We start from the raw sequence: 13,582 nt of genomic DNA on the forward strand, positions 1-13,582 counted from the left end.
TGGCACGCTATCCCGGTGAGCAGACACCCCGCCCCGACGACCCCCACCGAGGTCCCGATGGACCGGCTGCTCCACTTCACCGACGACGACCCGGCGGTGCGTGCCGAGGCCACCCCGAGCGTGGAGCCGGCCGCCCTCGGGCTGCGCCGTGACGGCCGCTGGGCCGTCGCCTTCGTGCGCCCCACCCACACGCATGGGATCTCGCTCATGCTCCGTGGCGACGACGTCCTTCTCCGCGAGCTCGTGGGGTCCGCCCCCTTCGCCTCGTGGTCGGACCGGGCGCGGGCGAAGGGAGCGAACGCCGTCACCCTGCCGCGCACGGCCGAGGACCTCGGGCTCCTCGCCACCACGCCCTCACGCTGGGAGTTCATGTCGACGACCGACGTCGTCCCCGTGGTCGCCCCCCGCGGGCTCGTCGACCTGCCCGTCGCCGACCGTGACGAGGTGCAGGCACTGCTCGACGAGCACAACCCCGGGACCGACGGTCAGCCCTTCGCCCGCCCCGGGCAGCGGTGGGTCGGGGTCCGCGACAAGGGCGGCGACCTCCTCGCGGTCGGCTGCTGCGAGCCGGAGTCCTCGGGTGCCCCCGTCCTGGCCGGCATCACCGTCGTCCCCACCGCGCGCGGGCTCGGCCTCGGCCGGGCCGTGACCGCCGACCTGACCCGGGTCGCGGTGGCCGAGCACGGGTGGTGCACCCTCGGCATGTACTCGCACAACGACCGGGCGCGCGGGATCTACCGTTCACTGGGATACGTCGTGCACGCCGAGTGGAGCAGCGGGAGGTTGACCTGATGGCCGGTGTCGTCAGCGAGTACCTGCGCCCGCTCGTCAGCTGGAACCCCGGACCGCAGCGCCGGTGGGTCGCCGGACGGGCAGCGATCGCCGTGGCCCTGCCGCTCATCGGCTTCACGATCACCGGTCACGCCCAGCAGGGCTTCCTCGCCGGCATGGGCGTCTTCGCCGTCCTGTACGGCGCCTCGGCTCCCGTCCGACGTCGCTTCGTCATCACCCCGCTCGCGGGCCTGGGCCTGCTGGCCTCGATGGCCCTCGGCATCGCCCTCGCCGGTCACGCCGTCCTCGCGATCATCGCGATGGCGCTGGCCGCCACGGTGGCCGCGATGCTCACCTACACGCTCCAGATCGGCCCACCCGGAGGCTTCTTCTTCGCCCTCGTGTGCGGCATCGGCAACCTCGCGGCCACCGGTGGCACCCCGGCCACGACCCTCCTCGGCATCGCGGGCACCGGTGTCCTGTCCGCGATCGTCGTGGGCACCTCCGACTTCTGGCTCCGGGCCCACGGCATCGAGGACGCGGCGGTGACCCACGCCGAGCAGGTCGTCGGCGCCTACCTCGACGAAGGCGACCCGGGCCGGGTCCCCGCTGCTCGCCGCGCCGCGGCCCGGGCACTCAACGACGCCTGGACCGCGGTGACCGACGGTGGCTCCGACGACCGCTTCGGGGGCCGGCTGCAGCGCGTGCACAGCCGCTATGCCAGCGCCGTCTCCCGAGCCGTCGACGGCCCCGATGCCGAGGTCACCGCAGAGCTGGCCCTGCACGAGGCAGCGCGGGTGCGTCAGGTCTCGCTGGGCCGCCCTCGCGCCTCGTGGTCCCTGCGGCAGGCCCTGCGCTGGCCCAGCGAGGACCTCCTCGTCGCCGCCCGCGTCGCCGCCGCAACCCTGATCGCCGGCTGCATCGCCCTCGCCCTGGACAACGCCCACGCCTACTGGGCCGCGGCCTTCGCCGTCCTCGTCGTGCACACCGGCGGCACCCGCTCCATGCAGTTCCACCGGGCCTTCCAGCGCACCGTCGGCACCGCGGCGGGTCTGCTCGTCTTCGCCCTCCTGCTGCGGCTCGACCCCACGCACTGGTGGATCATCGCGATCATCATCGGCTTCCAGTTCGTCGTCGAGCTGCTGATCACGCGCAACTACGCCCTGGCCGTCATCTTCCTCACCCCCCTCGCCCTGCTGATCTCCGAGTCGGTGACCGGCATGGACCCCGACACGATCGTCTTCGACCGCGCGGTCGACACCCTCATCGGCGTCGGCGCGGCCGTCCTCGTGCTCGTCGTCTCGAGCCGCCTCGGCCGGCCAGAGCTGCTGCTGCGCGCCCACGCCCGTCGGGTGGTGCTCGCCCTCGACGACGTCCTCGCCGACCTCGGCGAGCGCCGCACGCGCACCGACGAAGGCATGGCCGCTCACCTCGACCACTGCAAGCAGCTCTACGTCGAGCTGCTCGAGTCCGACCGGGTCGCCGCCCGGGCCCACGCCGACGCCCCCGACGCCGTCGCGCCCTACCGGCGCATGGAGCAGGTGCTCGCGGCGATCGGCTACCAGGTCCTCGGCGCCACCTGGAACCCCCGGGTCCGCGGCCAGAGCGAGGTCATGGCCCGGGCGCGCGAGGCCCTCTCCGGCCTGACGGTCCACCCCGTGACCCGCCACCGGTCGGCCGACGAGATCACCGCCGACCTGCGGCGGGTCCAGACGATCCTCGCCGAGGCCTGACGTGCCGCGCACGAGTGCCGGGCTCCTCCCCTTTGTCCGCGTGGAGGGTGCGACCCGGGTATGGCTGGGGCACATGGGCGGGCCGCTGTGGGCCCGGCGGCCCCGCGGTTGGACGATCGTCAAGGGCGAGGTCAAGCCCGGCGAGGACCTGCTCGCGGCGGCCGAGCGTGAGTTCGCCGAGGAGACCGGCGCTCCAGCCCCCGCCGGGCCGCGCCTGCCCTTGGGTCAGGTGCGGCAGTCCGGCGGCAAGGTCGTCCACGCGTGGGCGATCGAGGTGACGAAGGGGGTCGACGTCACCCTCGTCGAGAGCAGCACCTTCGAGATGGAGTGGCCGCCCAGGTCCGGGCGCCGGCAGGCCTTCCCCGAGCTCGACCGTGGGCAGTGGCACGACCTCGACGCCGCGCGAGAGCTCGTCGTCGCCGCCCAGGCGGACTTCCTCGACCGCCTCGAGGCCGCATTTCCTTAAGGTCGTGCGCCCGGCCTGTCCCAGGGCCGCATTTCCTTAAGGTCGTGCGCCCAGGTGGGCCAGGGCCGGCACGAGCGGGGTGAGGTCCTCGACCAGCCCCTCGGCGCCGGATGCCGGGTCGTGGAGCACGGCGCGGATGCCCACCGATCGCGCCGCCTCGACGTTGGCCGCGACGTCGTCGACGAACCCGACCTGCTCCCCCGGCAGGCCGAGGTCGTCGAGGACCCGCTCGAAGAAGACCCGGTCCGGCTTCATCGCGCCGATCTCGCTGGAGTAGTAGGAGCCGTCGACGAGGTCGTCGTAGCCACGGACCTCGCGCATGTGCTGCACGCGGTGGTCCTGCTGGTTGGTCGCGAGCATGCAGGGTACGCCGAGGTCGCGCACGGCCGTGAGCACGGCGATCGCCTCGGGATTGAGGTCGAACTGCTCCCAGATCGACAGCAGGTCCTCGACCGTGATCGGCACGTGGTCTGACTGCTCCTGCTCCAGCCGGAGCAGCTCCTCGAGCACCTCACGCAGCGGCCGCTCGCCCCGCAGGGCCGGCAGCTCGGCCTCGAAGACCCTCCGGGCGAAGCCCGGCCGGACTGCACCATCGAGCCGAGACCGCCAGTCGAAGCGCCCGTGCTGCAGGACGCCGTCGCAGTCCCACAGGAGCACCTCGACCGGCTGGCTCATCGGATCAGGCGCCCGCCCGGTCGCCCGCGGCCTGGGCCGCCTCGGCGTCCTCGTCACGCTTGGGTGTGGCGTCGATGCCGGCCTCCTTGCGCTGCTCCGGGGTGATCGGCGCCGGCGCGTCGGTGAGCGGGTCGTAGCCGCCGCCGGACTTGGGGAAGGCGATGACGTCACGGATCGAGTCGGCACCGAGCAGGAGCATGCAGATGCGGTCCCAGCCGAAGGCGATGCCGCCGTGCGGCGGGGCGCCGTACTTGAAGGCCTCGAGGAGGAAGCCGAACTTCTCCTGCGCGGACTCCTCGTCCAGGCCCATGACCTTGAAGACGCGCTCCTGCACGTCCTTGCGGTGGATACGGATCGAGCCGCCGCCGATCTCGTTGCCGTTGCAGACCATGTCGTAGGCGTAGGCGAGGGCCGGCCCGGGGTCGGTGTCGAAGGAGTCGAGGAACTCCTCCTTGGGGCTGGTGAAGGCGTGGTGGACCGCGGTCCACGCACCCGCACCGACCGCCACGTCACCGGCGGCGACGGCATCGCCGGCCGGCTCGAAGAGCGGGGCGTCGACGACCCAGAGGAAGGACCACGCGGTCTCGTCGATGAGCTCGCACCGCTGGGCGATCTCCTGACGGGCCGCGCCGAGGAGCGCCCGCGCGGCCTTGGCCTTGTCGGCGGCGAAGAAGATGCAGTCGCCGGGGGCCGCACCGACGTGGGCGGCCAGGTTGGCCTTCTCCTCGTCGGAGATGTTCTTGGCGACCGGGCCACCGAGCTCGCCGTCCTCGCCGACGGTGACATAGGCCAGGCCCTTGGCGCCGCGCTGCTTGGCCCACTCCTGCCAGGCGTCGAACTGGCGCCGCGGCTGGCTGGCGCCACCCGGCATGACGACCGCGCCGACGTAGTCGTTCTTGAAGACGCGGAAGGGGGTGTCGGCGAAGTACTCGGTGCAGTCGACGAGCTCGACCCCGAAGCGCAGGTCCGGCTTGTCGGAGCCATAGCGCTCCATGGCCTCGGCATAGGTCATGCGCGGGAAGGGCGTCGGCAGGTCGACCCCGATGGTCGCCCACACGGCCTTGGCGATGGCCTCGCCGAGCTCGATGACGTCGTCCTGCTCGACGAAGGACATCTCGATGTCGAGCTGGGTGAACTCGGGCTGCCGGTCGGCGCGGAAGTCCTCGTCGCGGTAGCAGCGGGCGATCTGGTAGTAGCGCTCCATGCCGGCGACCATGAGCAGCTGCTTGAACAGCTGCGGGCTCTGCGGCAGGGCGTACCACGCGCCCGGCGCCAGGCGCGCAGGCACGAGGAAGTCGCGGGCGCCCTCGGGCGTGGAACGGGTGAGCGTCGGGGTCTCGATCTCGACGAAGTCGCGCTCGGCGAGCACCGTGCGGGCCGCGGCGTTGACCTTGCTGCGCAGGCGCAGGCCGGCGCCGGCGCTCGTGGCGCCCGGGCGGCGCAGGTCGAGGTAGCGGTGCTTGAGGCGGGCCTCCTCGCCGACGCTCACGCGCTCGTCGATCTGGAAGGGCAGCGGTGCGGCCTCGGAGAGCACCTCGATGGAGCTGGCGACGACGTCGATCTCGCCGGTCGCGACGTTGGGGTTGACGTCCTTGGGGTCGCGCGGGGTGACCTCGCCGACGACCTTGATGACGTACTCGTTGCGCAGGTCGTGGGCCGCACCGGTGAGGACCTCGTCACGGGCGACGACCTGGGCGACGCCGGACGCGTCGCGCAGGTCGAGGAAGGCCACGCCCCCGTGATCACGACGACGACCCACCCAGCCGGTGAGCGTGACGGTCTGGCCGGAGTGCTCGGCACGCAGGGTGCCGGCGTCGTGGGTGCGGAGCACGGGGTGTTCTTCCTTGTCCTTCGGGTCGCCCGGCGGGTCGCGCGGGCCGGTCCATCCTACGGAGCCCGGCGGGTGCCGGGCCAACGGGTTGATCAGCCGGTCGGGCCGTCCCTGCGGCCGGGGTGCTCGGGCCACGGGCTGTCGGCAGGACGAAGGGAGGTCCAGCCGCCCTCTCGGGACGCCCGGGCCGTCATCGTCGCGATGACGAGGGTGGAGTTGTGCAGGTCCCCGGCGAGGACCGCCGCAGCGACCTCGTCGAGGGGCACGCGCCGCTGGAGCAGGTGCGCCTCCTCCCCTTCGCGCTGGTGCCGCTCGCCCTTGGGCACGGGACGCAGCCCCCGCGCGAGGTAGACGCGGATCGCCTCGTCCATGCCACCGGGCGAGGTGAAGTAGTCCACGAGGACCGCCCACTCGTCGGCCGTGACGTCGGCCTCCTCGGCCAGCTCGCGCTGCGCGCCGACGAGCGGGTCCTCACCCGCGATGTCGAGCAGGCCGGCGGGGATCTCCCACTCGTTGGCCGAGACGGGGTGACGGTACTGCCGGATGAGCAGCACGCGGTCCTGCTCGTCGAGGGCCAGGACGGCGACGGCGCCCGGGTGGTCGACGACCTCGCGCACCAGGGTCTCGCCCTCGAGCTCGAAGGTGTCACGACGCACATCCCAGACCGCGCCCTCGAAGACCACCTCGCTGGAGGTCACCGAGCGGGTGAGCAGCTCGTCGCGCAGCGGCACCGTCTCGTCGGTCATCAGGCCTCGACGTCCACGGTCGCCGGCTCGGCCGACTCCTCCGGCGGGTCGACCTCGACGAGGCGCGAGTCGCGCTGCGCCTGGACCGCGGCACCGATGAGGCCAGCGAAGAGCGGGTGGGCCTTGTCCGGGCGCGACTTGAACTCGGGGTGCGCCTGGGTCGAGACGTAGTAGGGGTGCACCTCGCGCGGGAGCTCGACGAACTCGACGAGCCCGAGCTGCGGGTGGGTGCCGCTCACGACGAGGCCGGCCTGCTCGAGCTGGTCGCGGTAGGTGTTGTTGACCTCGTAGCGGTGGCGGTGCCGCTCGGTGACCTGGGTGGAGCCGTAGGCGGTCGCGGCGACCGAGCCCTCACGCAGGTCGGCCGGGTAGGAGCCCAGACGCATCGTCCCACCGAGGTCACCGGCACCGTCGACGAAGGACTTCTGCTCCTCCATCGTGGCGATGACCGGCGCGCTCGACGCCGGGTCGAACTCCGTGGAGCTGGCGCCCTCGATGCCGGCGACGTTGCGCGCGTACTCGATGACCATGCACTGCAGGCCCAGGCAGATGCCGAGCGTGGGCACCTGCTGCTCGCGCGCCCAGCGCAGCGCACCGAGCTTGCCCTCGATGCCCCGCACGCCGAAGCCGCCCGGCACGAGCACCGCGTCGACCCCGCCGAGCGCCTTGCTCGCCCCGGCCGGCGTGTCGCAGTCGTCGGAGGGCACCCAGCGGATGCGCACCTTGGCGTCGTTGTGGAAGCCACCCGCGCGCAGGGCCTCGGTGACCGAGAGGTAGGCGTCGGGCAGGTCGATGTACTTGCCGACGAGCGCGACCTCGATCTCGTGGCGCGGCTGGTGGACCCGGCGCAGCAGGGTGTCCCAGCTCCCCCAGTCGACGTCGGTGAAGTTGAGGCCGAGACGGCGGATGACGAAGGTGTCGAGGTGCTCGCGGTGCAGCACCTTGGGGATGTCGTAGATGCTCGGGGCGTCGACGCACGCGGCCACGCCGTCCTTGTCGACGTCGCACGACATCGAGATCTTGCGCTTGATGTCGGCGGGGATCTCGCGGTCGGCGCGCAGCACGAGCGCGTCGGGCTGGATGCCGACCTGGCGCAGCGCGGCGACGGAGTGCTGGGTCGGCTTGGTCTTCATCTCGCCGCTCGGCGCGATGTAGGGCACGAGCGAGACGTGCAGGAAGAAGCAGTTGTCGCGACCGAGCTCGTGACGCACCTGTCGGGCGGCCTCGAGGAAGGGCAGCGACTCGATGTCGCCGACGGTGCCACCGATCTCGGTGATGATCACGTCGGGCGCGGCGGCGTCGTCGACGCCGGGGCTGCCGGCGGCGGGTGCACGCATCCGCGAGGTGATCTCGTTGGTGATGTGCGGGATGACCTGGACGGTGTCGCCGAGGTACTCGCCCTTGCGCTCCCGCGCGATGACCCGGCTGTAGACCTGCCCGGTCGTGACATTGGCGGAGCCGTCGTGGTTGGTGTCGAGGAAACGCTCGTAGTGCCCGATGTCGAGGTCGGTCTCGGCGCCGTCCTCGGTGACGAAGACCTCACCGTGCTGGAAGGGGTTCATCGTCCCCGGGTCGACGTTGAGGTAGGGATCCAGCTTCTGCATCGTGACCTTGAGGCCACGCGCTCGAAGCAGGTGCCCGAGGCTCGAGGCCGTCAGTCCCTTGCCGAGTGAGGAGACGACTCCTCCGGTCACGAAGATGTGTTTCGTCAGTGCCACCACGGGGTTCCAATCTACGTCACGTGGGCGAGTGCTCGGTAACGCTGCACCCAGCGAGTTGCGCTGTCGTCGAGCCCGTCCCAGCCCCGCGCCCGCTCCCGGGCGGCCAGCGCGGCGTGCGCAGCCCGGTCCGGGTGGTCGAGGACCGCCGCCACGGCACGGGCGAGCGGACCGGCCGACGCCTCCTGGGGCCCGTCGACGAGCAGGCCGACACCGTCGAGCAGGTCGGGCAGGCCACCGACGCGTCGGGCGACGACGGGGGTCCCGGCGGCCATGGCCTCCTGCACGACGAGCGCGCGGGCCTCCCACTCGCTCGGCACGACGAGCACGTCGCCCGCCAGCAGCCACGGGGTGGCGTCGGCGGTCTCGCCGAGCAGGTACAGGGGTCCGTCCGCTGCCAGGTCCTGCTGACCCGGCCCGACGAGCCCCCACTGCCCGGGGGCACCGGCGGCGGCCTCGGCGAGGACGTCGATGCCCTTCTGCGGGGCGACCCTCGCGATCGTCAGGACGAAGGGGGTCTCCCCCGCCAGGTCGTGCCGCGCCAGCAGCGCGTCACGGTGCGCCGCCCGCCATCCTGCGCGGTCGGTGGCCAGGAGCGTCGGGACGCGCGGGGAGGGCACCTCGGCGAGCTCGGCCCGCCGAGCGCCGAGCGCCCGGGCGTCGGCGACGAGATCGCTGCTCGCCCCGGTGACGAGCGCGGCCCGACGCACCACTGCGCGCGCAGCCACCTCGCCGGCAAGGCGACGCGGCGAGGACCCTGCGCCCCGGATCGGGTTGTGCAGGCTGACGACGACCGGCACGCCTGCGCCGAAGGGAGCGAGCGTCGCCATCGCCGTCGTGGCGACGAGCCCGGCCCGGAACCCGTGGGCGTGGACGACGTCGGCTCCCCGACCGAACGCCCGCACCTCGCCGACGGTGAGCATCGACTCTCCCGGCAGGTCGAAGCGCGCCCGCGTCGCCGGGTCGGTCGCGACGTGCACGTCGTGGCCGGCCGCGGACAGCGACCGGGAGAGGTCGGCCACGTGCGTGCCGATCCCTCCGGCGGCCGAGGCGAGGCACAGCAGGATCCTCATCGGGTGACCCGCCGCCCGGGCAGACGTGAGCGCAGCGTCGGGTCGAGCCCCAGCCCGCCGAGCAGCACCCCGCCGGCGACGACGAGCGCCACGACAGCACCCGCAAGCGTGGCCGTCACGGCGTCGTCCGGCCAGCGCTCGCGCAGGCCGACGTGCACCGCCAGGCCGAGGGCGAGCGCGGCGGCGGCGAGGAGCAGGACCCGGGGCAGACCGGCGAGCGCGCCGCGCCCCCAGTCGCGCCGGACCCGCACGAGCAGCCCCACACCGGCGACGGTCATCCCGAGTGACGAGGCGAGCCCGAGGCCCACGAGGGTGCGTCGGGCGCCACCCGTCCCGGCGAGCAGCAGCAGCGGCAGGAGCGCGGCGACGAGCCACCCCGCGGCCATGATCGTGCCGGCGACGAGCGCACGGCCTCGGGCGTAGAGCGCCCGCAGCGCCACGGCGGCGATGCTGAAGCCGAGGAGTCCGGGGGCCATCGCGACGAGGGCCTCCGGCATCGCGGCGAGCGCGGCCGCGCCCTCGGCGCTGCGGTCGATCGCGGTGAAGACCAGCCCCACCGCGCCGGCCGCGGCGACCAGCCCGGCGGCGGCCGACGCGGCGAGGACGACGACGGCACGCAGCGACGCGGCGAGCGTCTCGGCGACGGAGGTCTGGCTCCCTTCGTCCGCAGCGGCCGCGAGGACCGGGAAGACCGCCGTGGCGACCGGCACCGCGAGGACCGCATAGGGCAGCAGGTAGAGAGCCTGGACGTAGTTCTGCACGACGAGGGTGCCGTCGCCCCCGGCCCGGTTGGCCACGGTGAGCGTGGCGAGCACGGTGGCCTGCTGGGCCAGCAGCGCGACGACCCCGGCGGCAGCGAGGGTCCGGGCCCGCGCCGCCGTCTCGGGCGCGAGGCGCCAGCGTGGCCGCAGCCGGATCCCCGCCCGCTCGGCCACGACGAGGAGCGGCAGCGACAGCGCGACGACTCCGAGGGTCGTGCCACCACCGAGGAGGAGCAGCTCACCCGAGGTCACGCCGGCCGGCGTCGTGCCGGCGGGCACGACGAGGGCCCACAGCACGTAGGTGACGATGACGACGAGGCTCGAGAGCAGCGGGGCGATCGCCGCCGCGAGGAAGCGCCGGTGCGCCTGCAGCACTCCGGAGACGACGATGCCCAGTCCGTAGAGCACCACTTGCGGGCTGAAGACGACGAGCAGCCGGGTACCGAGCGGCACGGCCCCGTCGACCTCGAGGTCACCCAGGAGCATCCGGCTGACGAAGGGGGCGACCCCCGCCACGAGCAGGGCGAGCGGCAGCAGCACCACGAGGGTGCGGGTGAGGAGGGCAGAGGCGACGTCGTCGGCGCTCTCGGCGCCGCCGGCACCGACGCGGGCCGCGACGAGCGGGACGACCACAGCGGCCAGGACGCCCCCGGCGGCGATCTCGTAGACGATGTTGGGCACCGTGTTGACGCTCTGGTAGACGGTGCCGACGCCGGTCGCGCCCACCGCCCAGGCGAAGACGAGCCAGCGCACGAGGCCGACGACCCTCGCCACGGCCGTGACCACCGCGACGGTGCCGGCGTCCCGGGCCACCCGGCTCACCGTGGTCGGCCCCAGGCGTCGAGCTCGCGCAGCACGGGGGTCGACTCGATGACCCGGGTGAAGCTCACCCGCTCCGACAGCAGCGTCAGGCCGGTGACCACCCCGGCGACGGCGACACGTCCCCGGGGGCCGAGACCACGGACGAGGGCCAGCCCGACGAGCGCACCGAGCGCGTTGGCCCCGCAGTCGCCGAGCATCGTCTCGCCCGCGAGGTCCTCGGGCAGGGCGCCGAGGCCGACCCCGACGAGGGTCACCCCCAGCGGTCGCGCTGATCGGGGCACGCTGAGCAGAGCCCCTGCCGTGGTGGTCACCTTGAGCGCCCGCCCGGGGCGCAGGTCGAGCAGGTTGACGAGGTTGGCGGTGCCGGCGACGACGACGGCGTCGACGGCGGTCCCGGCGACGCTCTGCCCCACCCCCTGTCGGGTGCTGCCTCGTGTCTCGAGGTGCGCAGCGAGGACAGCAGTGGCGCCCAGGCCGAGGATCTTGAGCGCGCCCGTCGTCACGCGACCACGCCGCAGTGCACCGAGGTGCCCGTGCAGCCCCTTGGTCGTGCCGTCGCCGACGAGGTCGTCGAGCCCGCCGAGCAGGCCGGGTGCCAGCACGACGAGGGCCGTGCCGGCATCGCGGGCCCCCGTCGTGGCTGTGGCCGCTGCCGCGAGCACGACGACGGGTCCCTCGAGGAGGGTCACCGGCACGCCGGCGTGGTTGCGTCGGGCCCACGGGGCGCGTGCGGCCTCGGGCAGTCGGCGGCCGAGCCCGGTGAGCGCTCGGGTCAGGCCGATCCCGGCGAGGCCGGTGACGACGACGCTCATGTGCCCTCGGGCACCGGGGCATCCGCTCCGGCTCCGATGCCGTAGTGGCCGGAGCCGCCGTCGAGCTGCTCGTCGAGAGCCAGGACGATGGCCGCCCGGCCCATGGGCAGGTCAGGGTCGTCGACCGTCGACACCCCCTCGGCGAGTGAGCCCTGCGTGCGCGCCATGGTCACGGGCGAGGCGTCGGCGGACCCCTCCTCGGCCTCGGGCGCGGCGAGCACGGTTCCGTCGGCGTGGTTCTGCACGAGGTGGGTCAGGGCCACCCAGGTGGCGGCGGTCGCCTCGGCGGCGCGGTCGACGGACCCCGAGGTGTCGTCAGCCGACTCGGCCGCGACCGGTCCTCCGACGACCACGACGAGGTCGGCGGCAGCCGGGGCCTGTGCGGGACCCTCGACGAGCCCGGCGTCGCGCAACCGCGTCCAGGCGGCGTCCCGTGCCGAGCGCTCGACCCGCTCGGTCGACCCCGCCCGCTCCCGACCGGTGACGACGACCGCGAGGGCCTGGTCGACGGTCTGCGCCCCGTCGGGGACCTCGGCATCCACGCCGAGGTCGCGCAGGGCGCCGTCGCCGGTGCGATCCCGCTCGTCCGCGGACGCGTCTCCCGCGGCCGCCCAGTCGGCGTCGACCTCCACGGTGTCGGCGACGCTCGCCCCCGACTCCTCGAGGACGTCGCGCGCCTCCTGCACGTCGTCGTCGGCCGCCTCGGGCAGCACGACGACCGTGGCGGTGCGCTCGACGAGCCGGTCGCCGGACCCCGGGCAGGGTCTGCTCGTCGTAGGCGTCGCGCGCCTCGAGGCCACGCTGATCCTCCTTGGCCTGGCGGCGCAGCTCCTCCTTCTCCTGGCGCAGCTTGGTGACCTCGCCCGACAGGGTGCTGCCGATGTTGTCGTTGAGCGGCCCGGCCCCGAGCACGATCCCGATCGACAGGGCGATGAGCACGGCCCGCGAGGGAGACGAGGTGGTACCTGAAGTCGATCACGTGAGGAGTCCTTCGACGAGGGCCCACAGGTCGTCCCAACGGGCCCCGAGCAGTTGCAGTGCAGCCTGGCCGGTGGGTGTCGCCCAGAGGGCGACGAAGAGCGAGAAGAGGCAGACCAGGGCCAGCCCGAGCAGCCACCACGAGGAGATGCGCGTGCGGTAGAGCCGGCTGACCCCCTTCGCGTCGATGAGCTTGCTGCCCACCCGCAGCCGGGTGAGGAAGGTGCTCGACATGCCCGCCCGGCCCTTGTCGAGGAACTCGACGAGCGTCGCGTGCGTCCCGACCGCGACGATGAGCTGGGCTCCCTTGTCGTCCGCGAGGAGCATGGCGATGTCCTCGCTCGTGCCCGTCGCCGGGAAGACCACGGGCGTCACGCCCAGCGCCTCGACCCGGGCCACGCCTGGTGCCTCACCGGTGCGGTAGGCGTGCACGACGACCTCCGCCCCGCAGCCGAGCACCGTGTCCGAGACGGAGTCCATGTCACCGACGATGAGGTCGGGCCGGTGGCCCGCCTCGACGAGCGCGTCGGCGCCCCCGTCGACCCCGATGAGGACCGGCTTGTACTCGCGGATGTAGTGACGAAGGGCGGCGAGGTCCTCCTTGTAGTGGTACCCACGCACGACGATGAGCGCGTGGCGGCCCCGCAGGTCCGTCGCGATCTCGGGGACGCCGACCCCGTCGAAGAGCAGGTCGCGCTCGCGGTTGAGGTACTCCATGGTGTTGGCGGCGAAGGCCTCGAGCTGGGTGCCGAGCCCGGCGCGCGCGGAGTCCATGGCGGCCGCGATCTGGTCGCTGTCCCACCGGCTGCCGGTGATGCTCTCGCGGGCCAGGTGGATGGTGTCCCCGTCGACGCTGGCCGTCGCGCCGTCCTTGAGGCGGTCGAGCAGCTCCTCGTCGTCGACATCGAGGAGCGGGATGCCCGCGTCGACGATGATCTGCGGGCCGACGTTGGGGTAGCGACCGCTGATCGAGCGCCCGGCGTTGACCACGGCGATCGGCTGGCACGCGACGAGGGCCTCGCCGCTCACCCGGTCGATGTCGGAGTGGTCGATGACGGCGATCTCACCGGGACGCAGTCGCTTGGTCAGGCTCTTGGTCCGCCGGTCGATCCGCAGACGCCCGCGGACACCGGGCAGCGCCTGGTGGCGGGCGGAATCGCGCGTGCGTCGAAGGGCCATCCGGTGCATCGTCCCAC

Annotated in this window: 12 protein-coding genes and 1 pseudogene; 3 read left to right on the forward strand and 10 right to left on the reverse strand. The window is 73.4% G+C overall.

The features are described 5' to 3' along the window. Window positions 1-15 precede the first annotated feature (15 nt). The 3 genes from H7A72_RS09005 to H7A72_RS09015 are packed head-to-tail and all read left to right on the forward strand — an operon-like array spanning window position 16 to window position 2,970. The gene (locus H7A72_RS09005) at window positions 16-792 is read left to right on the forward strand and encodes a GNAT family N-acetyltransferase (RefSeq protein WP_185220318.1); all 777 of its coding nucleotides are present in this window, start codon (window positions 16-18) and stop codon (window positions 790-792) included. Beyond that, window positions 792-2,504 (forward strand): FUSC family protein, encoded by a 1,713-nt coding sequence (locus H7A72_RS09010; protein ID WP_185220319.1) that lies wholly within the window; start codon window positions 792-794, stop codon window positions 2,502-2,504. Before H7A72_RS09005 ends, H7A72_RS09010 begins: the two co-directional genes overlap by 1 nt. 40 nt (window positions 2,505-2,544) lie before the next feature. Then, window positions 2,545-2,970 (forward strand): NUDIX domain-containing protein, encoded by a 426-nt coding sequence (locus H7A72_RS09015; protein ID WP_370543527.1) that lies wholly within the window; start codon window positions 2,545-2,547, stop codon window positions 2,968-2,970. Window positions 2,971-3,006: 36 nt separating this feature from the next. Here the strand turns inward: H7A72_RS09015 and H7A72_RS09020 are convergent, their stop codons facing one another. The 10 genes and pseudogenes from H7A72_RS09020 to steA all read right to left on the reverse strand — a co-directional run bounded on the left by H7A72_RS09020 (window position 3,007) and on the right by steA (window position 13,565). Next, window positions 3,007-3,645, reverse strand: a complete 639-nt coding sequence (locus H7A72_RS09020; RefSeq protein WP_185220321.1) for an HAD family hydrolase — start codon at window positions 3,643-3,645, stop codon at window positions 3,007-3,009. Between the two features lie 4 nt (window positions 3,646-3,649). Beyond that, window positions 3,650-5,476: an aspartate--tRNA ligase gene (gene aspS / locus H7A72_RS09025; RefSeq protein WP_185220322.1), complete on the reverse strand. Its 1,827-nt coding sequence runs from the start codon at window positions 5,474-5,476 to the stop codon at window positions 3,650-3,652. 92 nt (window positions 5,477-5,568) lie between these two features. Continuing rightward, the gene (locus H7A72_RS09030) at window positions 5,569-6,222 is read right to left on the reverse strand and encodes an NUDIX hydrolase (protein ID WP_185220323.1); all 654 of its coding nucleotides are present in this window, start codon (window positions 6,220-6,222) and stop codon (window positions 5,569-5,571) included. After that, the gene (locus tag H7A72_RS09035) at window positions 6,222-7,943 is read right to left on the reverse strand and encodes a CTP synthase (protein WP_305066826.1); all 1,722 of its coding nucleotides are present in this window, start codon (window positions 7,941-7,943) and stop codon (window positions 6,222-6,224) included. Before H7A72_RS09035 ends, H7A72_RS09030 begins: the two co-directional genes overlap by 1 nt. A gap of 11 nt (window positions 7,944-7,954) precedes the next feature. Further along, a complete protein-coding gene (locus tag H7A72_RS09040; protein WP_185220324.1) occupies window positions 7,955-9,013 on the reverse strand; it encodes a glycosyltransferase family 4 protein in 1,059 nt (352 codons plus the stop codon). After that, window positions 9,010-10,587: a lipid II flippase MurJ gene (locus H7A72_RS09045; RefSeq protein WP_185220325.1), complete on the reverse strand. Its 1,578-nt coding sequence runs from the start codon at window positions 10,585-10,587 to the stop codon at window positions 9,010-9,012. Before H7A72_RS09045 ends, H7A72_RS09040 begins: the two co-directional genes overlap by 4 nt. Window positions 10,588-10,592: 5 nt before the next feature. Beyond that, window positions 10,593-11,408 (reverse strand): hypothetical protein, encoded by an 816-nt coding sequence (locus tag H7A72_RS09050; RefSeq protein WP_185220326.1) that lies wholly within the window; start codon window positions 11,406-11,408, stop codon window positions 10,593-10,595. After that, window positions 11,405-12,208, reverse strand: coding sequence for a copper transporter (locus H7A72_RS09055; protein WP_185220327.1), 804 nt, complete (start codon window positions 12,206-12,208; stop codon window positions 11,405-11,407). The genes H7A72_RS09050 and H7A72_RS09055 overlap by 4 nt, the downstream gene beginning before the upstream one ends. A gap of 13 nt (window positions 12,209-12,221) precedes the next feature. Beyond that, window positions 12,222-12,347: pseudogene (locus H7A72_RS17170) on the reverse strand (copper transporter); the annotation flags it as partial. A gap of 36 nt (window positions 12,348-12,383) precedes the next feature. Further along, window positions 12,384-13,565: a putative cytokinetic ring protein SteA gene (steA, locus tag H7A72_RS09065; protein ID WP_185220328.1), complete on the reverse strand. Its 1,182-nt coding sequence runs from the start codon at window positions 13,563-13,565 to the stop codon at window positions 12,384-12,386. Window positions 13,566-13,582 lie beyond the last annotated feature (17 nt).

The organism is Janibacter sp. YB324, from assembly GCF_014217915.1.
Classification (GTDB): domain Bacteria; phylum Actinomycetota; class Actinomycetes; order Actinomycetales; family Dermatophilaceae; genus Janibacter; species Janibacter indicus.

What these genes read in the sequence shown, in the direction of transcription:
- H7A72_RS09010 (WP_185220319.1), top strand. Translation starts at nt 792, where the DNA reads ATGGCCGGTGTCGTCAGCGAGTACCTGCGCCCGCTCGTCAGCTGGAAC.
- H7A72_RS09020 (WP_185220321.1), bottom strand. Translation starts at nt 3,645, where the DNA reads ATGAGCCAGCCGGTCGAGGTGCTCCTGTGGGACTGCGACGGCGTCCTG.
- H7A72_RS09030 (WP_185220323.1), bottom strand. Translation starts at nt 6,222, where the DNA reads ATGACCGACGAGACGGTGCCGCTGCGCGACGAGCTGCTCACCCGCTCG.
- H7A72_RS09040 (WP_185220324.1), bottom strand. Translation starts at nt 9,013, where the DNA reads ATGAGGATCCTGCTGTGCCTCGCCTCGGCCGCCGGAGGGATCGGCACG.
- H7A72_RS09050 (WP_185220326.1), bottom strand. Translation starts at nt 11,408, where the DNA reads ATGAGCGTCGTCGTCACCGGCCTCGCCGGGATCGGCCTGACCCGAGCG.
- steA (WP_185220328.1), bottom strand. Translation starts at nt 13,565, where the DNA reads ATGGCCCTTCGACGCACGCGCGATTCCGCCCGCCACCAGGCGCTGCCC.